Origin of the sequence: Streptomyces sp. SLBN-31, assembly GCF_006715395.1 — a bacterium.
Lineage (GTDB): Bacteria > Actinomycetota > Actinomycetes > Streptomycetales > Streptomycetaceae > Streptomyces.
Genome location: NZ_VFNC01000001.1, coordinates 708364 through 732674, shown reverse-complemented (window position 1 = coordinate 732674; position 24311 = coordinate 708364). Strand labels below are relative to the sequence as shown.

At 71.0% G+C, this 24311-nt stretch carries 18 protein-coding genes; 11 read left to right on the top strand and 7 right to left on the bottom strand.

The genetic code is table 11. The annotated features are described in order from the left end of the window. Positions 1-29 precede the first annotated feature (29 nt). Complete coding sequence (locus FBY22_RS44400; RefSeq protein WP_142142426.1) at positions 30-4040, bottom strand: AAA family ATPase; 4011 nt, start codon at positions 4038-4040, stop codon at positions 30-32. 174 nt (positions 4041-4214) lie between these two features. On the opposite strand from FBY22_RS44400, the gene FBY22_RS03510 reads away from it, so the two are divergent. The 5 genes from FBY22_RS03510 to FBY22_RS03490 all read left to right on the top strand — a co-directional run bounded on the left by FBY22_RS03510 (position 4215) and on the right by FBY22_RS03490 (position 11364). After that, positions 4215-4892, top strand: coding sequence for a spermidine synthase (locus FBY22_RS03510; protein WP_142142425.1), 678 nt, complete (start codon positions 4215-4217; stop codon positions 4890-4892). A gap of 134 nt (positions 4893-5026) precedes the next feature. Then, the gene (locus FBY22_RS03505; protein WP_058923261.1) at positions 5027-5764 is read left to right on the top strand and encodes a response regulator transcription factor; all 738 of its coding nucleotides are present in this window, start codon (positions 5027-5029) and stop codon (positions 5762-5764) included. Further along, complete coding sequence (locus FBY22_RS03500) at positions 5761-6876, top strand: ATP-binding protein (RefSeq protein WP_142142424.1); 1116 nt, start codon at positions 5761-5763, stop codon at positions 6874-6876. Before FBY22_RS03505 ends, FBY22_RS03500 begins: the two co-directional genes overlap by 4 nt. Positions 6877-7178: 302 nt before the next feature. Continuing rightward, positions 7179-10979, top strand: coding sequence for a multifunctional oxoglutarate decarboxylase/oxoglutarate dehydrogenase thiamine pyrophosphate-binding subunit/dihydrolipoyllysine-residue succinyltransferase subunit (locus FBY22_RS03495; protein ID WP_142142423.1), 3801 nt, complete (start codon positions 7179-7181; stop codon positions 10977-10979). 205 nt (positions 10980-11184) lie between these two features. Next, entirely contained in the window at positions 11185-11364 is a 180-nt protein-coding gene (locus tag FBY22_RS03490) for a DUF6104 family protein (protein ID WP_003992906.1), read from the top strand. A gap of 634 nt (positions 11365-11998) precedes the next feature. Here the strand turns inward: FBY22_RS03490 and FBY22_RS03485 are convergent. Further along, positions 11999-12835 carry a hypothetical protein gene (locus FBY22_RS03485; protein WP_142142422.1) on the bottom strand — a complete coding sequence of 279 codons (837 nt, stop codon included), beginning with the start codon at positions 12833-12835 and terminating at the stop codon, positions 11999-12001. A gap of 146 nt (positions 12836-12981) precedes the next feature. Here FBY22_RS03485 and FBY22_RS03480 point away from each other — a divergent pair, with 146 nt between their 5' ends. Beyond that, a complete protein-coding gene (locus FBY22_RS03480; protein ID WP_160159854.1) occupies positions 12982-14049 on the top strand; it encodes a DUF4097 family beta strand repeat-containing protein in 1068 nt (355 codons plus the stop codon). 1 nt (position 14050) lies between these two features. Beyond that, positions 14051-15109: a PadR family transcriptional regulator gene (locus FBY22_RS03475; protein ID WP_142142420.1), complete on the top strand. Its 1059-nt coding sequence runs from the start codon at positions 14051-14053 to the stop codon at positions 15107-15109. A gap of 210 nt (positions 15110-15319) precedes the next feature. On the opposite strand, the gene FBY22_RS03470 is transcribed toward FBY22_RS03475, so the two are convergent. The 4 genes from FBY22_RS03470 to FBY22_RS03455 form a co-directional block, all read right to left on the bottom strand. Further along, complete coding sequence (locus tag FBY22_RS03470; RefSeq protein ID WP_142142419.1) at positions 15320-15892, bottom strand: Clp protease N-terminal domain-containing protein; 573 nt, start codon at positions 15890-15892, stop codon at positions 15320-15322. Beyond that, complete coding sequence (locus FBY22_RS03465; RefSeq protein WP_016437953.1) at positions 15892-16101, bottom strand: helix-turn-helix domain-containing protein; 210 nt, start codon at positions 16099-16101, stop codon at positions 15892-15894. The genes FBY22_RS03470 and FBY22_RS03465 overlap by 1 nt, the downstream gene beginning before the upstream one ends. Before the next feature lie 110 nt (positions 16102-16211). Then, a complete protein-coding gene (locus FBY22_RS03460) occupies positions 16212-17177 on the bottom strand; it encodes a zinc-binding dehydrogenase (protein WP_142142418.1) in 966 nt (321 codons plus the stop codon). 196 nt (positions 17178-17373) lie between these two features. Continuing rightward, positions 17374-18597, bottom strand: coding sequence for an NADP-dependent malic enzyme (locus FBY22_RS03455; protein ID WP_142142417.1), 1224 nt, complete (start codon positions 18595-18597; stop codon positions 17374-17376). A gap of 572 nt (positions 18598-19169) precedes the next feature. Between FBY22_RS03455 and FBY22_RS03445 the strand changes: the two genes are divergently transcribed. Genes FBY22_RS03445 through FBY22_RS03435 form a run of 3 tightly spaced genes read left to right on the top strand, consistent with a single transcriptional unit; the run spans position 19170 to position 21891 of the window. Next, positions 19170-20132, top strand: a complete 963-nt coding sequence (locus FBY22_RS03445) for an ABC transporter substrate-binding protein (RefSeq protein ID WP_142142416.1) — start codon at positions 19170-19172, stop codon at positions 20130-20132. A 32-nt stretch (positions 20133-20164) separates the two neighbouring features. Continuing rightward, positions 20165-21094: an amino acid ABC transporter permease gene (locus FBY22_RS03440; protein ID WP_399210427.1), complete on the top strand. Its 930-nt coding sequence runs from the start codon at positions 20165-20167 to the stop codon at positions 21092-21094. Between the two features lie 44 nt (positions 21095-21138). Continuing rightward, positions 21139-21891, top strand: a complete 753-nt coding sequence (locus FBY22_RS03435) for an amino acid ABC transporter ATP-binding protein (protein ID WP_142147324.1) — start codon at positions 21139-21141, stop codon at positions 21889-21891. A 64-nt stretch (positions 21892-21955) separates the two neighbouring features. Here FBY22_RS03435 and FBY22_RS03430 read toward each other — a convergent pair whose 3' ends face one another. Further along, positions 21956-22282 (bottom strand): hypothetical protein, encoded by a 327-nt coding sequence (locus FBY22_RS03430; RefSeq protein WP_142142415.1) that lies wholly within the window; start codon positions 22280-22282, stop codon positions 21956-21958. Between the two features lie 245 nt (positions 22283-22527). On the opposite strand from FBY22_RS03430, the gene murJ reads away from it, so the two are divergent. Continuing rightward, positions 22528-24282, top strand: a complete 1755-nt coding sequence (murJ, locus tag FBY22_RS03425; RefSeq protein ID WP_399211427.1) for a murein biosynthesis integral membrane protein MurJ — start codon at positions 22528-22530, stop codon at positions 24280-24282. Positions 24283-24311 lie beyond the last annotated feature (29 nt).

Genomic DNA, 24311 nt, shown 5'->3' with positions numbered 1-24311 from the left:
GATCGGGCGGCACGATGTGAGGCGGGGGCTCACAGCCGCCAGGCCGGCGGCTGTTCCGGCCGGTAGACGCAGAGGGTGCCGGTGCGCACGGCCGTGCGCAGATGGCGGCCGAGCTCGGGATGGACGGTGGCGATCCGCTCCACCGCGGCCCGGATGCGGGCGGTGACGGCCGTGCGGGCGCGTTCGGCCGGGGAACCGGTACGTCGGACGCGGCCCCCGATCCCGTACGCGGAGGCGAGCTGCCCGACGAGGGCGTCCCGCTCGACGGCGATCCGCTCCGAACGCACCGCGTCCCCCGCGGCATCGGCGTCCCGCGCGTCCTCCTCCAGCTCCCGCAGCCGACGGCGGTACGCGGCCCGGGCGACGGCGTCGACGGCCTCACCGGTGTCGCCCTGGGGGTGAAGGCCGGTGGCGTCCCCGCCGAGGGTGCCTGCGGGCCCGGGTGACGCCAGCTCGACGGCGGGCACGGGGGTGCCGGGGCGGGAGAGGAGGACGGCCAGGTCGTGCAGGCCCTTGCTGTCGGGGACACGCACCTCACGGCCGGCGTAGCGGAGGTGCCAGAGGGGACCTTCGTGGTGGAAGAGGGCGGTGCCCGGGGCGGGCGGGGCGGCCGTGGGCGGTTGTGCCGTCTCGCGCGAGATCCGGTCGACGAGTGCGACCGCGCCGACCGCCTCGGCCGCCCGCAGGGCCGCCGTCCGGTGCGTGCGGGCCCGGTCCTGGTCGCCCACGGCCGCTGCCAGCAGCGCCAGATGCCTCTCGACGGGACCTCTTATCGCCGCGCCGATGCCCTCCACCACGAACAGGCCGGCATACGGGGCGAGGAGGTCGTACAGGCCGGGAGCGGCGGGGTGGGGGCCCACGGCGGCCACCGTCTCCGCGGCCTGCGCCACCATCGGCAGCCACTCGCTGTCCCGGGGCGCGCCGCCGAGCCGGGGCGCCACGGCCGACAGGCGGCGCGCGGCCTCTTCCGGGCGCCCGGACTGGGCGGCCAGGAGCGCGAGCGTGACGCGCGGCCACAGCATCGGGGAGCGGTCGAGCACGGTCGCCTCGGCCCGGACGCGTTCCAGCCCGGCGCGGTCGCCCGTCTCGGCATACAGGCACCAGCGCTGGGTGACGGCGAGCAGTCCGGCGTTCGCGCTGCCGGCCCTGCGGCCCAGCCGCTCGACCTCGTCGAGTTCGCTCGCGCAGTCCTCGTACCGGCCTTCCATCAGCGCCCGCGCGCCGCGCCACAGTGGCACGTACCAGGCGTACAGGGGGCGCCGCAACGGTCGTACGACCGCCTCGTACGCCGCCGCCTCCTCATCGGCCTCGGCGAACGCGCCGGTCTCCATCAGGGCGACCGACCGCAGCCGTCGGCCGAGGAGTTCGAGGGCCGGGTCGCGCAGGTCGCGGGCGGTGGCCACGATCCGCGCGGACCAGTCGAGCCGGTCCCGGCAGTGGTCGGGGCCGGGCCGGGCGTCGCACAGGGCGGCCAGGGCCGCGGCGAGGGTGGCCGGGTCACCGGCCGCGCGGGCGGTGCGGACTGCTTCTTCGGCGAGGGCAAGGCGTCGCCCCGGCGACTCGACGAGCCCGGCGGCGAGCGAGAGCCGAGCGGTGACGGCGGCGTGGAGGGCGGTGAAGGTGCCGGCTGACGGAGAGCTTCCGGTGCCGAGGGCGTCCCTCGCCTCCGTCAGCAGGTCCACCTGCGGGCGGTCGTCCAGGTCGACCTCGAACCCGACGGGACCGGTACCGAGCCCCAGCGCCGCCCGCGCCAGCAGATCCGGACGCCCGACTTCCCGCGCCATCCCGGCGGCCCTGAGCAGCGCCCCCCGAGCAGCCTCCCGCTCCCCCGCCCCGAGCCACGCGGCCCCGAGCCCGAGCAACATCTCGACAAGCTCGGCACGACCGGGAGGCCCTGCGTCTGCGCGCTCGGCCCGGCCACCGGACAGCGGAGCGGCCCGCTCGGCCCGGCCATCCGACGCGGTGGCGGCCGACTCGCCCCGGCCACCGGACACCGGCGCGGCCGACTCGGCAGGGCCACCGGACCCAGGGGCGGACCGCTCCGCTCGCCTCCCGGGCACGGAGGCGGACCGCTCCGCACCGTCCCCGGACACACGGGTGGCCGACTCCGCACGACCACCGGACACAGTGGCCGCCGACTCAGCTCGGCCACCAGACACAGGGACGGCCGACTCGGCAGGGCCACCGGACGCAGGGGCGGACCGCCCCCCACGGCCACTCGACACAGAGGCGGCCCGCTCCGCACGACCACCCGACACCGGGGCTGCCGAATCGCCACGGCCACCCGACACAGGACCACCCGGCTCCGCACGACCACCCGACACTGCGGCGGCCCGCTCGGCCCGGCCCCCGGACGCAGGGCCGGCCGCCTCCGCACGACCACCCGAAACCGGCGCTGCCGAATCGCCACGACCACCCGACACAGGACCACCCGGCTCCGCACGACCACCCGACACTGCGGCGGCCCGCTCGGCCCGGCCCCCGGACGCAGGGCCGGCCGCCTCCGCACGACCACCCGAAACCGGCGCTGCCGAATCGCCACGACCACCCGACACAGGACCACCCGGCTCCGCACGACCACCCGAAACCGGGGCTGCCGAATCGCCACGGCCACCCGACACGGGACCGGCCGAATCGCCACGGCCACCGGACGCGCGGGCGGCCCACTCATCCCGCCCCCTGGACGCGCGGGCGGCCCGCTCATCCTGCCCCCCGGAGTCGGTGGCGGTCGGCTCGGCGCAGGCCGTCCAGGCGGCCACCGCGCGTTCGTACCAGTGGGCCGCGTCCTCGAAGGCGGACAGGGCCTCGGCTCGGGCGGCCGCCTCGCAGGCGTACCGCGCCGCTTGCGTCGCGTGTTCGGGGCCGGCGAGGAACAGGTGGTGGGCGACCTCCGCGGGGCCGGTGTCGCGGCCGCGGCGGGCGTAACCGGCCAGGACCTCCGCGGCGGTGTGGTGGAGGACGGCGCGATCGGCGGGGGCGAGGGCGTCGTACACGGCGTCCCGGAGGAGGTCGTGGCGGAACCCGGCCCGGTGGGGGCCCACCTCCGCCAGCAGGCCGGCCCCGGCGGCCTCGCCCAGCAGCGACCGCGCTTCCGGCAACGGCATCTCCGCGGCCTCGGCCAGCACGTCCAGCCGGAACCGGGTGCCGAGCACGGCGGCCACGTCCAGCAGGCGCGCGGCCCGTGGGGTGAGGTCGGCCAACCGCTCCCGTACGGCGGCCCGCACGGCACCCGGGAAGTTCCCGGTGCCCTCCCCGTCCACCGCCCCGCCGCTCCAACTCCCGTTCCGCAGCAGCTCGGTGACGAAGAACGCCTCCCCGCCGGTACGCCGTACCAGGGACCGCACCGCCTCCGACTCCGGCACCGCCCCGGTCGCCGCCTCGACGAGCCTCGCCACGTCCTTCTCGGGCAACGGCCCGAGCGCCAACACGCGCCCCCGGCGCACCAGTTGCGCCCGCACCCGAGCCCGGCCCGACCCGCCACCGCCCTCCTGCCAGGCCGCCTCCTCGTCGCGAGCCGTCGCCAACAGCAGGAGCGGCATCGTACGGGCGGTGTCGGCCGTCTCCAGGAGCAGGCGCAGGGAGGACGCGTCGGCGGCGTGGGCGTCGTCCAGGACGAGGAGGAGAGGCCGGCGCCGGGCGGCAGTGGAGAGGAGCTCGGCCACGTCGGCGGTCAGGCGCAGGCGGGCCGCCTCCGGGTCCGCGCCGCGCAGGGCGCCGGGGCCGGCCCCGGACACCAGTGCCCGCAACGGCGGGGACCCGGTGACCAGCCGGCCGCAGGCCACGTCGTCGGCGACCAGCTCGCGCAGCAGCCGCGTCCAGGGCCGGAAGGCGCGCCCGACGGTCTGCGGCGGGCACCACGTCCACAGCGTGCGGAAGCCCTCGGCGTGCGCGGCGGCCTCCTCGGCCGTACGGGTCTTGCCGGCGCCCGCCGGCCCGGCCAGCGTCACCAGCCCGCCCCGGCCGGCCGCGGCGGCCCGCAGGGCCGCGCGCAGCTCACCCAGCACGCCCTCGCGTCCCACGAACGGGTATTCCGCGGCCATACAGCCCCGCCGATCTCGCCGATCCGTCGCTGTCTCGAGCGTAGGCACCCACCGCGGGGCGCGCGAGGGCGGACCGTGCACGGGCGGCCGGCGGGCAGGGAGTGCGGCGGTCCCCGCGCCCGTCACCCCTGCGATTCCCCGCACCCCCGTTCCGGGTTCGTGCAGGATGGGACCATGACCGCCGCCTACGACACGCCAGTTGTGCTCGACCGTCGCGAGGGCCCCTACGGGGAGGTCGCGCTGCGCCGGCACGGGGAGTTGCTGCAGATCATCGCCAACGGGTGCTTCCTGATGGACACCTCGGACGGGCGCTCGGAGCGCCTGCTCGTCGACGTGGCGCTCGCCGAACTGGACGACCGACCGGACCCCGCCGTGCTGATCGGAGGCCTGGGCGTCGGCTTCTCGCTCGCACACGCAGCGGCGAACCCGCGCTGGGGCGCCGTCACCGTCGTGGAACGGGAACCCGCCGTCGTCGACTGGCACCTTCACGGGCCCCTTTCGGAAATCTCCGGCCGGGCCATGGCCGATCCCCGCACCACCGTCGTGGAGGCGGATCTCGTCGAATACCTCCGTGAGACATCCGCCACTTACGACGCCCTCTGCCTGGACATCGACAACGGTCCGGACTGGACTGTCACCGACGGCAACGACGGGCTGTACTCGCCGGCCGGACTCGCAAGCTGCGCAAGGGTGTTGAAACCCGGCGGCGTACTCGCGGTGTGGTCCGCGCGGCCCTCTCCGGAATTTGAAGGAACACTGCGGAATGCCGGGTTCCAACGGGTGCGTACCGAAGAGATCCCGGTTGCCCGGGGCGTTCCGGACGCGGTGCACCTCGCCGTCCGACCTGGATAGCCGAAGCGCGGTTACTCCCCGTACCCTGCTTCCCTGACGCGGATCATTCAAGCGTCAATCGCAAGCATGCGCAGGCATGAGCCAGTCAGAAGGAATGACCCCACGCATTCCGGAAAGCAACTCAGGGGCGGGCGATGGAGCAGACCCACACATCCCACAACGGCACGACGGCGACTCCTGGCGCACAGCGCCGGGTGCTGGTGGTCGAGGACGACCCGACCATCGTCGACGCCATCGCGGCCCGCCTGCGCGCCGAGGGATTCCTCGTGCAGACCGCGGGTGACGGCCCGGCCGCCGTCGACACCGCCGAGGCCTGGCAGCCCGATCTGCTGATCCTCGACATCATGCTGCCCGGCTTCGACGGCCTGGAGGTCTGCCGCCGTGTGCAGGCCGCCCGTCCGGTGCCGGTGCTGATGCTCACCGCGCGCGACGACGAGACCGACATGCTGGTCGGGCTCGGCGTCGGCGCCGACGACTACATGACCAAGCCGTTCTCGATGCGGGAGCTGGCCGCGCGCGTGCACGTCCTGCTGCGGCGCGTGGAGCGGGCCGCGCTGGCCGCCGCGACGCCGAGAAGCGGCATCCTGCGCCTGGGCGAGCTGGAGATCGACCACGCGCAGCGCCGGGTGCGGGTCAGGAGTGAGGACGTCCACCTCACGCCCACCGAGTTCGACCTGCTGGTGTGCCTGGCCAACACCCCGCGCGCGGTGCTCTCCCGTGAGCAGCTGCTGGCCGAGGTGTGGGACTGGGCGGACGCCTCCGGCACGCGCACCGTCGACAGCCACATCAAGGCGCTGCGCCGGAAGATCGGCGCCGAGCGGATCCGCACCGTGCACGGTGTGGGCTACGCGCTGGAGACCCCGACGCCATGAGCGGCGGTCCGTCCGCGCGGAGAGGCCCCGGGGAGCAGCCGGAGCCCTGGGGCGGCCTGCGCCCGTTCTCGATCAAGACGAAGCTGGGCGCGCTCGTCGTCATCGCGGTGCTCATCACCACCGGCCTGATGATGATCGCGATGCGCACGGCGACGGAGCTGCGCTTCATCACGGTCTTCTCGATGATCGCCACACTGCTGATAACGCAGTTCGTGGCGCATTCGCTCACCGCGCCGCTGGACGACATGAACGCGGTGGCCGGCAGCATCTCGCACGGCGACTACACGCGCCGGGTGCGGGAGAACCGGCGCGACGAGCTGGGCAACCTCGCGCAGACGATCAACCGCATGGCCGACGACCTGGAGGCCCAGGACCGTCAGCGCAAGGAGCTGGTGGCGAACGTCTCGCACGAGCTGCGCACGCCGATCGCGGGGCTGCGCGCCGTGCTGGAGAACATCGTGGACGGCGTCACCACCGCCGACCCCGAGACCATGCGCACGGCACTGAAGCAGACCGAGCGGCTGGGCCGGCTCGTGGAGACGCTGCTGGACCTGTCCCGGCTGGACAACGGCGTCGTACCGCTCCGGCAGCGGCGCTTCGAGGTGTGGCCGTATCTGTCGGGCGTACTGAAGGAGGCCAACATGGCCGTGCCGGCGCGCGCGGGCATCGCCTCCGGCTCCGGCAGCAGCACGCGCACGGACGTCCATCTGCACCTCGACGTCTCCCCGCCGGAGCTGACCGCGCACGCGGACCCCGAGCGCATCCACCAGGTCGTGGCGAACCTCATCGACAACGCGGTCAAGCACAGCCCCGCGCACGGCCGGGTGACGGTGAAGGCCCGACGCGGCGCGCTGCCGGAGTCGCTGGAGCTGGAGGTGCTCGACGAGGGCCCCGGCATCCCGCGCTCGGAGTGGCACCGCGTCTTCGAGCGCTTCAACCGCGGTGGCGCGGGCTCGTCCAACGGCCAGGGCGGAGACGGCGGTACGGGCCTGGGGCTCGCGATCGCCCGCTGGGCCGTCGATCTCCACGGAGGCCGGATCGGAGTGGCTGAATCCGAGCGTGGCTGCCGGATTCTCGTCACCCTTCCGGGAGAGACATCCGTTCAAAGTTGACGTAAAGTCCGAACCGGAGCCTCAAGATCCATCTGTGTCGCCGGGCCGGACCCGCTGACTGACACGTGTGATCAGGAACACGCCCACAGACGGCGTCTGCAGGGCTTGATCGGCGCACCCGCGGGAAGTCGCACCAGAAGCGGAACCACGCTTGTTTCCCGCCATTTCCACGCCCGAAACACGGTTTCCGATGTGACTTACACGACGATGACCTTGCTCGGCCTGACCTACCCGCCCGAGGGGGCGTAGCCTTTATTCCCGCTGTCCATCACCTTGTGAAGCGGAAGAGGGCGGTTGCCGCCGTGTCGCCACAGTCCCCCAGTAACTCGAGCATCTCGACCGACACCGACCAAGCCGGGAAGAACCCCGCGGCCGCGTTCGGTCCCAATGAGTGGCTCGTCGACGAGATCTATCAGCAGTACCTCCAGGACCCGAACTCGGTAGACCGAGCCTGGTGGGACTTCTTCGCCGACTACAAGCCGGGCGCGGCCGCCTCGGCTCCGGCGACGGCTGCCCCGCAGACTCCAGCGCCGGCAGCCCCTGCGGCGCCCGCCGCGGCTCCGGCCGCCGCCTCCGTTCCCGCGCCGGCCCAGGCCGCCCCCGCGCAGCCCAGGCCCGCTGCCGCCGCCCCGGCCCCCGCAAAGCCGGCCGCTGCCGCCCCGGCGCCCGCCGCGGCCAAGCCCGCCGCCGCCAGGCCCGCCGCGAAGGCCGAGCCCGCCGCCCAGGCCCCCGACGGCCCGGAGCTGGTGACGCTGCGCGGCCCCGCCGCCGCCGTCGCGAAGAACATGAACGCCTCGCTGGAGCTGCCCACGGCCACGTCCGTGCGCGCGGTCCCGGTGAAGCTGCTGTTCGACAACCGCATCGTCATCAACAACCACCTCAAGCGCGCCCGGGGCGGGAAGATCTCCTTCACGCACCTGATCGGCTACGCGATGGTGCAGGCCATCAAGGCCATGCCGTCGATGAACTACGCGTTCGGCGAGAAGGACGGCAAGCCGACCCTGATCAAGCCGGCGCACGTCAACCTCGGCCTGGCCATCGACCTGGTGAAGCCCAACGGCGACCGGCAGCTCGTCGTCGCGGCCATCAAGAGGGCCGAGACGCTGAACTTCTTCGAGTTCTGGCAGGCCTACGAGGACATTGTCCGCCGCGCCCGCGACGGCAAGCTGACGATGGACGACTTCACCGGCGTGACGGTCTCCCTGACCAACCCCGGCGGCCTCGGCACCGTCCACTCCGTGCCGCGGCTGATGCCCGGCCAGTCGGTGATCATGGGCGTCGGCTCCATGGACTACCCGGCGGAGTTCCAGGGCACCAGCCAGGACACCCTGAACAAGCTCGGCATCTCGAAGGTCATGACGCTCACGTCGACCTACGACCACCGGGTGATCCAGGGCGCCGCGTCCGGCGAGTTCCTGCGCCAGGTCGCCAACCTCCTGCTCGGCGAGAACAACTTCTACGACGAGATCTTCGAGGCCCTGCGCATCCCCTACGAGCCGGTCCGCTGGCTCAAGGACATCGACGCCAGCCACGACGACGACGTCACCAAGGCCGCCCGCGTCTTCGAGCTGATCCACTCCTACCGGGTCCGCGGCCACGTCATGGCCGACACCGACCCGCTGGAGTACCGCCAGCGCAAGCATCCCGACCTGGACATCACCGAGCACGGCCTCACCCTGTGGGACCTGGAGCGCGAGTTCGCCGTCGGCGGCTTCGCCGGCAAGTCGATGATGAAGCTGCGCGACATCCTCGGCGTGCTGCGCGACTCGTACTGCCGCACCACGGGCATCGAGTTCATGCACATCCAGGACCCCAAGCAGCGCAAGTGGATCCAGGACCGCGTGGAGCGCCCGCACGCCAAGCCGGAGCGCGAGGAGCAGCTGCGCATCCTGCGCCGGCTGAACGCGGCGGAGGCCTTCGAGACCTTCCTGCAGACGAAGTACGTCGGCCAGAAGCGCTTCTCCCTCGAGGGCGGCGAGTCGGTCATCCCGCTGCTGGACGCGGTCCTCGACTCGGCGGCCGAGTCCCGGCTGGACGAGGTCGTCATCGGCATGGCCCACCGCGGCCGCCTGAACGTCCTGGCCAACATCGTCGGCAAGTCGTACGCGCAGATCTTCCGCGAGTTCGAGGGCAACCTCGACCCGAAGTCCATGCACGGCTCCGGCGACGTGAAGTACCACCTGGGCGCCCAGGGCACCTTCACCGGCCTGGACGGCGAGCAGATCAAGGTCTCGCTGGCCGCGAACCCCTCCCACCTGGAGACGGTCGACCCGGTCATCGAGGGCATCGTCCGCGCCAAGCAGGACATCATCAACAAGGGCGGCACGGACTTCACGGTCCTGCCGATCGCGCTGCACGGCGACGCGGCCTTCGCGGGCCAGGGCGTGGTGGCCGAGACCCTGAACATGTCGCAGCTGCGCGGCTACCGCACCGGCGGCACGGTCCACATCGTCATCAACAACCAGGTCGGCTTCACCGCGGCCCCCGAGTCCTCGCGCTCCTCCATGTACGCGACGGACGTGGCCCGCATGATCGAGGCCCCGATCTTCCACGTGAACGGCGACGACCCGGAGGCCGTGGTCCGCGTCGCGCGGCTGGCCTTCGAGTTCCGCCAGGCGTTCAACAAGGACGTGGTGATCGACCTCATCTGCTACCGCCGCCGCGGTCACAACGAGTCGGACAACCCGGCCTTCACCCAGCCGCTGATGTACGACCTGATCGACAAGAAGCGCTCGGTGCGCAAGCTCTACACCGAGTCCCTGATCGGTCGCGGCGACATCACCCTGGAAGAGGCCGAGCAGGCCCTGCAGGACTACCAGGGCCAGCTGGAGAAGGTCTTCACGGAGGTCCGCGAGGCCATCACCGCCCAGCCCACTTCGGGCCCGGTGTCGGACCCGCAGGCGGAGTTCCCGGTCGCCGTGAACACCGCGATCTCCACGGAGACCGTGAAGCGGATCGCCGAGTCCCAGGTCAACATCCCGGACTACTTCCATGTGCACCCGCGTCTGCTGCCGCAGCTGCAGCGCCGGGCGTCGATGGTCGAGGACGGCACGATCGACTGGGGCATGGGCGAGACCCTCGCCGTCGGCTCCCTGCTGCTGGAGGGCACCCCGGTGCGCCTGTCCGGCCAGGACTCCCAGCGCGGCACCTTCGGCCAGCGGCACGCGGTCCTCATCGACCGCGAGACGGGCGAGGAGCACACCCCGCTCCAGTACCTCGCCGAGGAGCAGGCCCGCTACAACGTCTACAACTCCCTGCTCTCCGAGTACGCGGTCATGGGCTTCGAGTACGGCTACTCGCTCGCCCGTCCCGACGCGCTCGTGATGTGGGAGGCGCAGTTCGGCGACTTCGTCAACGGCGCGCAGACGGTGGTCGACGAGTACATCTCGGCGGCGGAGCAGAAGTGGGGCCAGACCTCCGGCGTCACGCTGCTGCTCCCCCACGGCTACGAGGGCCAGGGCCCGGACCACTCCTCGGCCCGCGTCGAGCGCTTCCTCCAGCTGTGCGCCCAGAACAACATGACGGTGGCCATGCCCACGCTCCCGTCGAACTACTTCCACCTTCTCCGCTGGCAGGTGCACAACCCGCACCACAAGCCGCTGGTGGTCTTCACCCCGAAGTCGATGCTGCGCCTGAAGGCCGCCGCGTCGAAGACGGAGGAGTTCACCTCGGGTCAGTTCCGACCCGTCATCGGCGACTCCACGGTCGACGCGGCCGCGGTCCGCAAGGTCGTCTTCGTCGCGGGAAAGCTGTACTACGACCTGGAGGCCGAGCGGCAGAAGCGCGGCATCACGGACACCGCGATCATCCGCATCGAGCGCCTGTACCCGCTGCCGGGTGCCGAGCTCCAGGCGGAGATCGCCAAGTACCCGAACGCCGAGAAGTACCTGTGGGCCCAGGAGGAGCCGGCGAACCAGGGTGCCTGGCCGTTCATCGCCCTCAACCTGATCGACCACCTGGACCTGGCGGTCGGCGCGGACGTCCCGCACGGCGAGCGGCTGCGGCGCATCTCGCGCCCGCACTCCTCGTCCCCGGCGGTCGGCTCCGCCAAGCGCCACCAGGCCGAGCAGGAGCAGCTGGTGCGGGAGGTCTTCGAGGCGTGAGCCTCTGAGCATGGCTCGACCGACCGGATCGACGGAACGGCCCCATCGCCTCGTGTGAGGTGGTGGGGCCGATTTCGTGCCCGCACACGCGCGTGCGGGCAGCGCGGACCGATGGGTACGGGCATGGGTACGGGCAGCGCGCCGGGGGCGCATAACCTGGAGGGGTACGACCCAGGCCCCAGGCCCAGTCCCAGGAGAGCGTTCCGTGTACTTCACCGACCGAGGCATCGAAGAGCTCGAGAAGCGGCGCGGCGAGGAGGAGGTCACCTTCGAGTGGCTCGCCGAGCAGCTGCGGACGTTCGTCGACCTCAACCCGGACTTCGAGGTCCCGGTGGAACGCCTGGCGACGTGGCTGGCCCGCCTGGACGACGAGGACGACGAGTAGGCCTGCGGCGCTACGACGCCGGGACGGGGCTTTTACGGCCCGCCCGCCTTACGGGACGTCCGTCGGCCGGGCCGCGATCCGAGGCAGCGCCTTCATTCCCGCTCGCATCCGTATCCCGGCCGGTGAGCCGCGTACCGAGGCGGCGCCCTCATGCCGCTCGCGCTCGGGTTCCGGCCGGTGAGCGCCTGTCGGGGCGGCACCCTCACGCCCGCTCACACCCGGGTACCGGCCGGTGAGCCGCATGTCGGGGCGGCACCCTCACGCCCGCGTCCCGGCCCGTGAGCCACATGTCGGGGGCACCACTCTCACGCCCGCTCACACCCGGGTACCGGCCGGTGAGCCGCATGTCGGGGCGGCACCCTCACGCCCGCGTCCCGGCCCGTGAGCCACATGTCGGGGGCACCACTCTCACGCCCGCTCGCACCCGGGTTCCGGCCGGTGACCGCGAGTCCAGACCTCGCCCGCGCGCCCGCGCCCTCGGCGATGCGGCCGCATTGCGCGATCAACGCCGTCGGCATCGCCACGGCCGCGATCTGCGCCCGCGTCCACCGGCGGGAGGCGTCCGGGCGGACGTCTCGCCGTGTCGCAGCGCTCGGCGTGAACGCGGCCCTCGGCGATCACGGTCCCGCCGCTGTCAGTCGCGCGGTCGCACCACCTCGTACGCCAGTCCCAGCACCCCGTGCGCCAGCAGGAGCGCCCCCGCCGCGGCCCAGCCGCCGCTGCGCCGTCGGGCGCCGAGGAGGGCGAGTGGGACACCGGCCGCCACCTGGGCGAGGGCCAGGGCGCGGGACTGGGGTGTGCCGGCCCAGGGGCGCCACCGGCTCAGACGGCCGCCGCTGTCGGCGACGTCCAGCTCCGCCCGTACGGCCTCGCGCCATCCCGGCCACTCCACCGGACGGGTGTCCCGCTGCTCCCGAGCGGCCTCGCGCAGGCGGTCGGCGGACTCGCCGGGGACGAGTCCGGCCGGCAGGGCGATCCCCGCGCGCGTGAGGACGGCGAGCAGGGCACGCAGACGGGCCGCGGCGTCGACGGCGGGGTCGGGCTCGGTGAGTTCGTCGAGGGCCTGTACGTCCAGGACCGGGTCGAGGCCCAGGCGGGCCGCGAAGGTGCGCATCGCCTCGCCCTCGCCGGCCGGCGTGCCGTTGGCGAGCCAGACGTAGCCGACGGGGCGGCGGAAGCCGGACGCGAGGGTGTAACCGGAACGGTCGGCGTCCCACCACAGAGCCAGTACGGGCCACGGGGCGCCGACGGCGAGGGCGGTGGCCCAGCCGGTCAGGACCCGGTCCACGGGTTCGTCGCCGTCCCGCCAGGGCCGGCCCTCGGGCACGAGGACGCTCCAGGTCTCACCGGCCCCGGCGAGCAGCATGGGTTCGCGCAACAGCCGGGCGGCGAAGGCGACGGGATCAGGGTCGGCCCGGCAGAGCAGCAGGGCTCCGGCGGCCGCACCACGGCGAGGAGTGTCCGTCGACATGGTCACAAACTAGGACGATTCCGTCGCCGGGTCGATTTCGGGACGGGCGACGTCGCCGGAAAGAGTGTCTTGACTTTCCGTGCCCGCGATATATCGTGAAATCAAGAAGACGCGATATGGCGCGTTGCGACGGGGAGGTCAGCACCATGCCCGAGTGGTCCGTCTCAGAGCCGCGGAAGCTCACGTTCGACGAGCCCGTGCGAGAGCTCCACGTACGCATCGTCAACGGAACGGTGAACGTGGTGGGCACGGACGAAGGTTCCGCCCGCCTCGAGCTGTCCGACATCGAGGGCCCGCCCCTGGTGGTCACCCAGCGGCACGGCACACTCACCGTGGCCTACGAGGACCTGCCCTGGAAGGGGTTCCTCAAGTGGCTCGACCGCAAGGGATGGCGGCGCAGTGCCGTGGTCTCGCTGGCCGTGCCGGCCGACACCCGCCTCGAGGTCGGCGTGGTCGGCGCCGCGGCCGTGGTCTCCGGCCTGGAAGGGCGCACAGAGGTCAAGGGGGTCACCGGCGACACGACCCTGGTGGGGCTCACCGGCCCGGTGCGCGCCGACACCGTCTCGGGAAACGTGGAGGCGCAAGCCCTGCGCGGTGACCTCCGCTTCAACTCCGTCTCCGGGGACCTGACGGTCGTCGAGGCGGGCTCGTCGGTCAAGGCGGACTCGGTGAGCGGCTCGATGATCGTCGACCTCGACCCGGCGAGCCGGCCGACCGACATCAGTCTCACGAGCGTCTCCGGCGAGATCGCCATCCGGCTGCCCCACCCGGCGGACGCGAGGGTGGAGGCGAACACGGCGAGCGGGACGGTCTCCAACGCCTTCGAGGACCTGCGGGTCAGTGGCCAGTGGGGCGCCAAGCGCATCACCGGCCGGCTCGGCTCGGGCAGCGGCAGCCTCAAGGCGACGACGGTCTCCGGCTCCATCGCCCTGCTTCGCCGGCCCCAGATCGAGGACGAGCCCTGGGACGTCGATCCGGAGGACATCGGCCCGGTCGTCGAGGACCCGGCCCCGGGCGGTGCGGGGACCGAGGCGACACCGTCGGACGCGCCCCCCGGTGACACGGGGACCGGCTCCGCACCGTCGGACACCGCCCCGCGGACCGACCCGACGGACGGACCGCACGGCGGCTCGGGGGACAATTCCGTTTCCGGCCAGGGCGGCGGCGCCAGCGACGCCCCGGCCGACGGCACGACCGACAAGAAGGTGCTCTGACATGCCCCCCGTCTTCGCCCACGGCCGCCTCCGTCTCTACCTGCTGAAGCTGCTGGACGAGGCTCCGCGCCACGGCTACGAGGTGATCCGGCTCCTGGAGGAGCGGTTCCAGGGGCTGTACGCACCGTCGGCGGGCACCGTCTACCCCCGCCTCGCCAAGCTGGAGGCCGAGGGCCTGGTCACCCACACCACCGAGGGCGGCCGCAAGGTGTACGCCATCACGGACGCGGGCCGCGCCGAACTGGCCGACCGCTCCGGCGAACTGGCCGACCTGGAACTGGAGATCCGCGAGTCGGTCGCCGAACTCGCCGCCGAGATCCGGGCCGACGTGCGCGGCGCCGCGGGCGACCTGCGGCGCGAGATGCGGGCGGCGGCCACGGAGGCCCGGCGGGGTGGGGGCGCCAAGAGCCCCGGCGAGCGTGACGGGTCCTCCCAGGACTTCGGGGACTACGACGAGAAGGAGGCCTGGCGCGCCGCCAAGGAGGAGATGCGGCGGGTCAAGCAGGAGTGGAAGGAGCAGGCCCGGCGGGCCAAGGACGAGAGCCGGCGGGCCCGCGAGGAGGCCCAGCGGGCCAGGCGTCAGGCCAAGGAGGCGCAGGAGCGGGCCCGGGCCCAGGCCCAGGAGGAGCTGCAGCGCATCGGCCGACGCGTGCAGGAGCAGGTCCAGGACCACTTCGCGCGCGGCGACTGGCCGACGGGGGTGCGCGAGGGCCTGACCGAACTGGCCAAGGAGTTCGGGGACTTCGGGAAGGACTTCGGCAAGGAGTTCGGGAAGGACTTCGGGTTCGGACGGAACGGCACCGGCGCCTCGGCACCCCGCCCGGAGTACTCGCAGACGCCCGAGGACTTCCCCGCCGACTACGAGCCCGCCTGGGCGCACGAGGACGCCACCGGCGATCCGTCCCGTGACCTCGACCGCCTCCTGGACCGCTTCCGCGACGACATCCGCGACGCGGCCAGGGACCACGGGGTCACGGAGGACCAACTCCGCGAAGCCCGCCGCCACTTGTCGACGGCGGCGGCCCACATCGGGGCGATGCTGCGCGGGCCCAGGGTCTGAGCACCGGAGGGCTGCTTCCCCCGCGAACGCCACCGCCACAGCCACTGCCACCGGCGTCGGCGCCACCGCCGGCGGAAGCGGCCCTCCTCACGACGGGACACGAGAAAGGCCCCACCACCGGCCTCCCGCCAGCCGGCCTCCACCCTCCCGCCAGCCGACCTTCGCCACCCTCAGCCGACCTTCGCCGCCCTCAGCCGACCTTCGGCGCCCTCAGCCGGCCTTCGCCCGCCCCTCACCCCCGCCGTACAGAACCCGCGTCAGCGACTCATGTGTCACCCCGTGGTCGGCGAGGGCCTCGGCCGCCACACCGCCGCCGGTGGTCAGGGCCAGCAGCAGGTGTTCGTCACCGATGTGCCGGTCGCCGTGGGCGATCGCGGTGCGCAGCGACCTTTCGAGGACGCTCTTGGCCTCGCGGCCGAAGCCACGGCGGCCCGACCACCAGCCCTTGTCTCCCCGGTCACCGGACATGGCGCCCACGCCGTGCACTTCCTCGACGCGGGCGACGATCTCCGACACGTCGATGCCCAGCCCGGCGAGGGCGTCGGCATCGGCCCGGGAGAGTCCGGCGCGCCGCCGCCCCTCGGCCACGGCGTCCCGTACGGACTGCCTGCCCTCACCGGCCACTCCCAGCGCGGCCAGCGAGAAAGAGGCCCGGCTGCCTTCCCGTTCGAGCAGCGCGAGCAGGAGGTGCTCGGCGTCGACCGTGCCCGCCCCCGCCCGCTCCGCGTGTTCCACCGCGCCCCGCACCACCGCACGGGCGTCCTTCGTGAACCGTTCGAACATCAATGCCTCCCGTACTTCTTGTGCACGGCCTGCCTGCTGACGCCGAGTTCCGCGGCGATCTCCTGCCACGACCAGCCCTGATTGCGCGCACTGCGCACCTGCACCGCCTCCAACTGCTCCAGCAGACGGCGAAGTGCGGCGACGGCGCGCAGTCCGACCCGTGGATCACGGTCACCGGCCCGCTCGGCGAGATCCGTTGCTTCGGTCATGACGTCAACCTACGTTGACAATCCGCCCGCGTCAACCATGGTTGACAAACGCGGACGGCCGACCCGGAGAACGGGTCGGCCGCAGGCACGGACGAAGTACGGCAGAGGCGTCAGTCGTTGGTGAGGACGACCTTCCCGAACAGCTCGCCGGACTCCATCCGCTCGAAGCCCTCACGCGCGCGGTCCATCGGCAGAACCTCGTCGATGACGGGACGGACGCCGGTGGCGGCGCAGAAGGAGAGCAGGTCCTCCAGTTCGTCCTTGGTGCCCATGGTGGAGCCGACGACCTTGAGTTCGAGGAAGAAGACGCGGGTGAGTTCGGCGTGCGAGGGACGGTCACCGCTGGTGGCACCGGAGATGACGAGCGTGCCGCCGGGGCGCAGGGACTTGATGGAGTGCGACCAGGTGGCGGCGCCGACGGTCTCGATGACGGCGTCGACCCGCTGCGGCAGCCGGGCCCCCGACTCCACCGCCTCCACGGCCCCCAGCTCCAGGGCCCGCTTCCGCTTGGCCTCGTCCCGGCTGGTGGCGAAGACCCGCAGCCCCGCGGCCTTGCCGAGCACGATCGCGGCCGTGGCGACACCACCGCCGGCGCCCTGCACCAGCACGGAGTCCCCGGGCCGGACACCCGCGTTGGTGAAGAGCATCCGGTACGCCGTGAGCCAGGCGGTCGGCAGACAGGCGGCCTCCGCGAAGGAGAGCTCCTTGGGCTTGGGCAGCACGTTCCAGGTCGGCACGGCGACCTGCTCGGCGAAGGTCCCCTGGTAACGCTCGGTGAGGATGGAACGGGGCTCCCTGGGGCCGACCCCGTGTCCGCTCTGACCGATCACCGAGTGCAGTACGACCTCGTTGCCGTCCTCGTCGACGCCGGCGGCGTCACAGCCGAGGATCATCGGCAGTCGCTCCTCGGGCAGACCCACGCCCCGGAGCGACCAGAGGTCGTGGTGGTTGAGGGAGGCGGCCCTGACGTTGACGGTGCTCCAGCCGGGCCGGGCCTCGGGGGCGGGGCGGTCCCCGAGTTCGAGGCCGCTCAGCGGCTGGTCGCGGTCGATTCGGGCGGCATAGACGGCGAACATGACCTTGACGATAGGCGGCGACCCGAACCGACGGAACCGTGCGGCCCTGTGACACATGCCCTCTTGCACCCACCGGGCGGGCACCCCGGGCACCTTCACCCGCACGGGCGAGCGGCCGGGTAAAGCCGGGTAAAGAAATGACCCCGCCCTGCCGGACGGGGTCATTCGGCCGATGCGACGGCCGGTGGCACGGACGTCAGCGCCGCGCGACACCCTCCGCGCGAGCCGCGGCCGCGACCGCGGCCGTGACGGCCGGGGCGACGCGCTCGTCGAACGGCGACGGGATGACGTAGTCCGCGGCGAGGTCGTCCCCGACCACGCCCGCCAGCGCCTCGGCGGCGGCGATCTTCATGCCCTCGGTGATCCGGGAGGCCCGCACCTGCAGCGCGCCCGCGAAGATGCCCGGGAACGCCAGCACGTTGTTGATCTGGTTCGGGAAGTCGGACCGCCCGGTGGCCACGACGGCGGCGTACTTGTGCGCGACGTCGGGGTGGATCTCCGGGTTCGGGTTGGCCATGGCGAACACGAACGCGCCCTCGGCCATCGAGGCGACGGCCTCCTCGGCGACCGTACCGCCGGAGACGCCGATGAAGACGTCCGCGCCCGCCAGGGCATCCTCCAGCGAACCGGTGATGCCGGCCTTGTTGGTGAAGCCCGCGAGCTCCCGCTTGACCGGCGTGAGGTCCTCGCGGTCGGCGGACACGACGCCCTTGCGGTCGGCCACGGCGACGTCACCGATGCCGGCCTCGACCAGCATCCTGGCGATGGCGACACCGGCCGCGCCGGCGCCGGAGATGACGGCCCGCAGATCGCCGAGGCCCTTGCCGGTCAGCCGCGCGGCGTTCCTGAGGGCCGCCAGCGTCACGACCGCGGTGCCGTGCTGGTCGTCGTGGAAGACCGGGATGTCGACCCGCTCCTGGAGCTTGCGCTCGATCTCGAAGCACCGGGGTGCCGAGATGTCCTCCAGGTTGACGCCACCGAAGGAGGGCGCGAGCCGGACCACGGTCTCGACGATCTCGTCCACGTCGGTGCAGTTCAGAGCGATCGGCACGGCGTCCACGCCGCCGAACTGCTTGAACAGGATGGCCTTGCCCTCCATGACCGGGAGGGAGGCCTCGGGGCCGATGTCCCCGAGCCCGAGCACGGCCGTGCCGTCGGTGACGACGGCCACCACGGACGACTTCCACGTGTAGTCGTGGACCAGCTCCGGCTGTTCGGCGATCGCGGTGCACACGCGCGCCACGCCGGGTGTGTATGCGAGGGACAGGTCGTCCTTGTCACGGACGGGCACGGTGGCCTGCACGGCCATCTTGCCGCCGCGGTGCAGCGCGAACGCCGGATCGAAGGAATCGAGGGGCTCCGCCCCTCCGTCCTGGTCCGTATTGCTGTCGCTGCGAGGATTGACGATCTCCGCTGCCACTTTGTTTTACCCCTTAAGTCTTCAATGGTTGAGGGTGGCCACTCCTGGTGAGAAGTGGGCGGGACCGCGCATGCCCCGATCTGTTGATGCGTACGGGTCATACGCGACGGGCGCGCCGCACACGCGCCACGAGCCCCGGATGAGGGGTGTAAAGAACCTTCTTACCGGACGGACCCGCCGAGGACGAGTCCATTAAGTGCAAGGTCACACCACAGCGCCGGAAGGTCACATCTAGGTGACGAGAATCGTCCCCAAATGTAGGGAACAGGCCATCGACCGGCGCTCGACGACCGGTCGAACAGTGATCAACACCTCGTCGCGCGGGTCCGCATCCTGAGATCCACCGGAGATCTTCCGGCCGGAATGACGGATTTCCGGAGATGGTCCCGTCATCTTGTCCGGACCTGGCCGGGTTCGGGGGTCACCCGTTATCCGATTTTGACATCTCCAGCCCCCTGAACGGCTCCGTCCGAATGGCAAGATGCCGTAAACCCCACGAGGTCGCGACACCCGATGGTGTGTGTTCTCGTCGACCCATCGGCAACTCCACCCATCAGCCGGAGGAACCCAAAATGACCGCAAGCTCCACCCGTCGTGCGACCGCCGCGCACCACCGTCTGGCCGCGGTCGGTGCGATCGCGGTCGCAGGCACCCTGATCCTCACCGGCTGCGGTGACCAGACCGACAAGGGCAGCAGCAGCTCGGAGTCGGCGTCCTCGTCGTCCGCGCCGCTCGCGAGCAAGCTCCCCGCCGACATCCGCAAGGCGGGCGTCATCAAGGTGGGCTCCGACATCGCCTACCCGCCGGTCGAGTACATGGAGAACGGCAAGGCCGTCGGCATCGACCCGGACATCGCGGACGCCCTCGGCAAGCAGCTGGGTGTCCGCTTCGACTTCCAGAACGGCAAGTTCGCTCAGCTCATCGTGGGCCTGCAGGCCAAGCGGTTCAACGTGATCATGTCGGCGATGAACGACACGAAGGACCGCCAGAACGGCATCGACTCGGACACCGGCAAGAAGATCGGCAACGGTATCGACTTCGTCGACTACTTCACCGCCGGCACCTCGATCCTGGTCCAGAAGGGCAACCCCAAGGGCATCAAGACCCTGGACGACCTGTGCGGCAAGGTCGTGGCGCTGCAGCAGGGCACGACCTCCGAGGGCATCGCCAAGGCGCAGAGCAAGAAGTGCACCAAGGACGGCAAGAAGGCCATCAACCTGCAGACCTTCGACACCGACCCCGAGGCGCTGCTCCGCCTGAAGCAGGGCGCGTCCGTCGCCGACCTGAACGACTTCCCGGTCGCGGCCTACAACGCGAAGACCTCGGGCGGCGGCAAGGACTTCGAGGTCGTCGGCGACCAGATCGAGGCCGGCCCCTACGGCATCGGCGTCAGCAAGGAGAGCACCCAGCTGCGCGACGCTCTCCAGGCCGCCGTGAACGCGATCATCAAGAACGGCGAGTACCAGAAGATCATGGAGAAGTGGAACGTCGTGGACGGCGCGGTGACCGAGGCCAAGATCAACGGCGGCTCCTGACCTGCCTGATGCAACACTGAAAGGCAGTCACTGTGACTGACACTCTCGACAAGGCTCCGGCGCCGATGGTGCCGCCGGAGCAGATCAAGGCGATCCCGGTGCGCCACTACGGCCGCTACGTCGCCGCCGCGATCGTGATAGCCGTCCTGGTTCTGATCGGGATCGCCTTCTCGAACGCAAAGATCAACTACCAGATCATCCCGGACTACCTCACCGACGGAACGATCCTCTCCGGCGCCTGGCACACGCTGTACATCTCCGTGCTCGCCATGTTCCTCGGTCTCGTCCTGGGCGTGATCCTCGCCGTCATGCGGATGTCGTCGAACCCGGTCACCAGCACCGTGTCCTGGTTCTACGTCTGGTTCTTCCGCGGCACCCCGGTCCTGGTGCAGCTCCTGCTCTGGTACAACATCTCGCTCGTGTTCCCCATCCTCAATCTGGGGTTCTACAAGAACGAGATGAACCAGGTGATGACGCCGTTCCTGGCGGCACTGCTCGGCCTGGGCCTCAACGAGGCCGCGTACATGGCCGAGATCGTGCGCGCCGGCATCCAGTCGGTGGACCTGGGGCAGACCGAGGCGTCGCACGCGCTGGGCATGACACAGTCCCGGACGCTGCGCCGTATCGTCCTGCCGCAGGCGATGCGCGTGATCGTTCCGCCGACGGGCAACGAGTTCATCAACATGCTGAAGACGTCGTCGCTCGCCTACGCGGTGCAGTTCAACGAACTCATCAAGAGGGCACAGGACATCTCCAGCACCTCGCTCGCGGTCGTCGAGATGTACTTCGTGGCGTCCATCTGGTACCTCATCCTCACCAGTGTCTTCAGCGTGGGCCAGTACTACCTGGAGCGCCGCTACGCCCGCGGCTCGTCGCGCAACCTCCCGCCGACTCCTCTGCAGCGGCTTCGCCGGTATCTGCGCATGTTCGGCTCGTTCCGTCGACCGGAGGTGGCCCGGTGACCGATCTCGTCAAGGACATGGCCGTGTCGTCGAGCGGTCGTCCCATGGTCAAGGCCGAGGGCGTGCACAAGTCCTTCGGGCTCGCGCACATCCTCAAGGGCATCGACCTGGAGGTGAACCCGCGCGAGGTGTCTTGCCTGATCGGCCCGTCCGGCTCCGGCAAGTCCACCTTCCTGCGCTGCATCAACCACCTGGAGAAGATCAGCGCGGGCCGGCTGTACGTCGACGGCGACCTGGTCGGCTACCGGCAGAAGGGCGACAAGCTCTACGAGCTGAAGGAGAAGGAAGTCGCGGCGCAGCGGCGGGACATCGGCATGGTGTTCCAGCGCTTCAACCTCTTTCCGCACATGACAGCCGTGGAAAACGTCATGGAAGCGCCCGTGCAGGTCAAGCGCGAGTCCAAGTCCGCCGCCCGGGAACGCGCCGAGCGGCTGCTGGACCGGGTCGGCCTCGGCGACCGCAAGAGCCACTACCCCGCCCAGCTCTCCGGTGGCCAGCAGCAGCGCGTCGCCATCGCCCGCGCGCTGGCGATGGAGCCGAAGCTGATGCTCTTCGACGAGCCGACGTCGGCCCTCGACCCGGAACTGGTGGGCGAGGTCCTGGACGTCATGCGGGACCTGGCGGAGTCGGGTATGACGATGATCGTGGTCACGCACGAGATGGGCTTCGCCCGCGAGGTCGGCGACAGCCTGGTCTTCATGGACGACGGTGTGGTGGTCGAATCGGGCCACCCTCGCGAGGTTCTGGCGAACCCTCAGCACGAGCGCACCAAGTCGTTCCTGTCCAAGGTGCTCTAGCCGTACGCAATGGGGGGTGTTCCCGGTCGCGGCGACCGGGAACACCCCCCATCGTCATGCCGGGCTACATCCAGCGCGGGTGCCACGCACCGCCGTAGTAGACCTCCCAGCCGGTGTCACCGGGCACCGTGTTGCGCGAGCAGAGTGTCTTGCTCGTGCCCCTGGTGACGGTGTTGCCCTTGGAGACTCCCCCGCCGAAGGGGACGGCGCACTTGATCATGGCTCGCGTCGGTCGGTCGCACCGGTTGAGTGTGACGGTGACCTCGAAGGTGAACTCCCCCGTCTTCTTCGGATAGACGTCCTCGGCACACGGCGGATCAGCGGCGGCCGGAGTGGCCGACAGCGGAATGACGGCGCCGGCCGCGAGAACAACAGGCGCCAGGGCGCCCATAATTTTCTTCCTCAAAACTATTCCCCTCGAGTAATGACCCAATAACCCGGCTGGTCGGACCGAGTAAGCGAATGGGCAACTGTTCTTCACGGACCCGGAGGCGGGGCCGCCGACGGGGATCTTATGAACGTGATCCCGCCGAAGGCAAGGGAAATATTTCTTCGCCACGACTCGATCGATCTTGGTGCGTCAAATCCGGACAATCCAATGCTTAGAGGCATTAAACATCACGGAAAAAGGCCGCCCTGGCAGGCAACCAACCCCATCTCACCTGCATCTTCCTAGAGGTCGAGCGTCTCGCAGAAACAGAGGCGAAGCCTTTCACCGCTACCTCCGCACGAAACGTCCGGGAGTTATTCGCTATGCTTCAGGGCCGCACAGAGGGCCTGCTCAAATCCGGCGCGGTCATGGCGGCCGGCACCATTGTGTCCCGTGTCACCGGTTTCTTGAGAACGATTGTGACGGGCGCGGCGATCGGGGCCGGTTCCCTGAACGACACTTATCAGGTGGCCAATGTCCTGCCGACGATGGTCTACGTTCTGGTCGGCGGAGGCGCATTGAACGCGGTCTTCGTTCCTCAACTCGTACGGTCCATGAAGAACGACGAGGACGGCGGAGACGCCTACGCGAACCGGTTGATCACCCTGGTCGTGGTTCTGCTCGCGGGCGTGAGCACGGTGTGCGTCCTCGCGGCTCCCGCGCTCGTCCGGATGATGTCACCCCAGATCGCGTCCGACCCCCGACAGCTGCACGTCGCCGTGGCCTTCGCCCGCTACTGCCTGCCCACCATGTTCTTCATGGGGGTCCATGTGGTGCTCGGCCAGATCCTCAACGCACGGGGCCGCTTCGGTGCGATGATGTGGACTCCAGTCCTCAACAACATCGTCACCATCGCGACCTTCGGCGCCTTCATCCACGTATTCGGCAGGTACACGGCGTCGGGCGTGACTCCTTCCGACATCACTCCGGGTGGAGTGCGGCTGCTCGGCGTGGGCACCCTGCTCGGCCTCACCGTTCAGGCCCTGGCGATGATCCCGTACGTGCGCGCCGCGGGCCTCACGATCCGTCCCCGCTTCGACTGGAAGGGCCACGGCATCGGTAGGGCCATGCGGTTGGCGAAGTGGACGTTCTTCTTCGTCCTCGCCAACCAGCTCGGTCTCATCGCCGTCACCCAGCTCGCCACATGGGCGGGCTCGATCGCCGAGAGGCAGGGCCACTCGGCGACCGGCATCACCGCGTACAACTACGCGATGCTGTTGTGGCAGATGCCTCAGGCGGTCATTACGGTCTCGGTGATGACCGCCGTACTGCCTCGGCTCGCCCGCTCCGCGCAGGAGGGGAACACCGCGGCCGTCCGCGAGGACGTCTCCTACGGCCTACGGACCTCGGCCGTGGCGGTGGTCCCCTGTGCCTTCGCGTTTCTCGCGCTCGGCATGCCGATGGCCACGCTGCTGTACGCGGGAACGGGTGAAGCCCAGGCGCGGGGCATCGGAATCGTCCTCATGGCTTTCGGCCTGGGACTGATCCCCTACTCGGCGCAGTACGTGGTCCTGCGTGGCTTCTACGCCTACGACGACACCAGAACCCCGTTCTTCAACACGGTCGTCGTGGCCGTGGCCAACAGCACCGGGGCGCTGCTCGCCTTCCTGATCCTGCCCGCACGCTGGGCTGTGGCGGGCATGGCCGCCGCGTACGGTCTCGCCTGTGCCGTCGGCACGGTCATCGCCTGGCGTCGGCTGCGCACCCGGCTCGGCGGAGAGCTGGACGACGCGCGGGTGGCGAAGACATACGCACGGCTCGTCGGCGCCTCCGTCCCGGCGGCCTGCGCCGGCGGTGCCGTGGCGGCAGGGATCACCTGGGTGATGGGGAACGGCGCCACCGGCTCACTGACGGCGCTGATCGCCGGCGGACCGGTGCTGTTCGGTGTCTTCCTCGTCCTCGCCCGCAGGATGCGTGTCGGGGAGGTGGATGCACTGCTGTCCGGGCTCCTCCGCCGATGACACGGGCCACTGGCGAACCGCGAGGCACC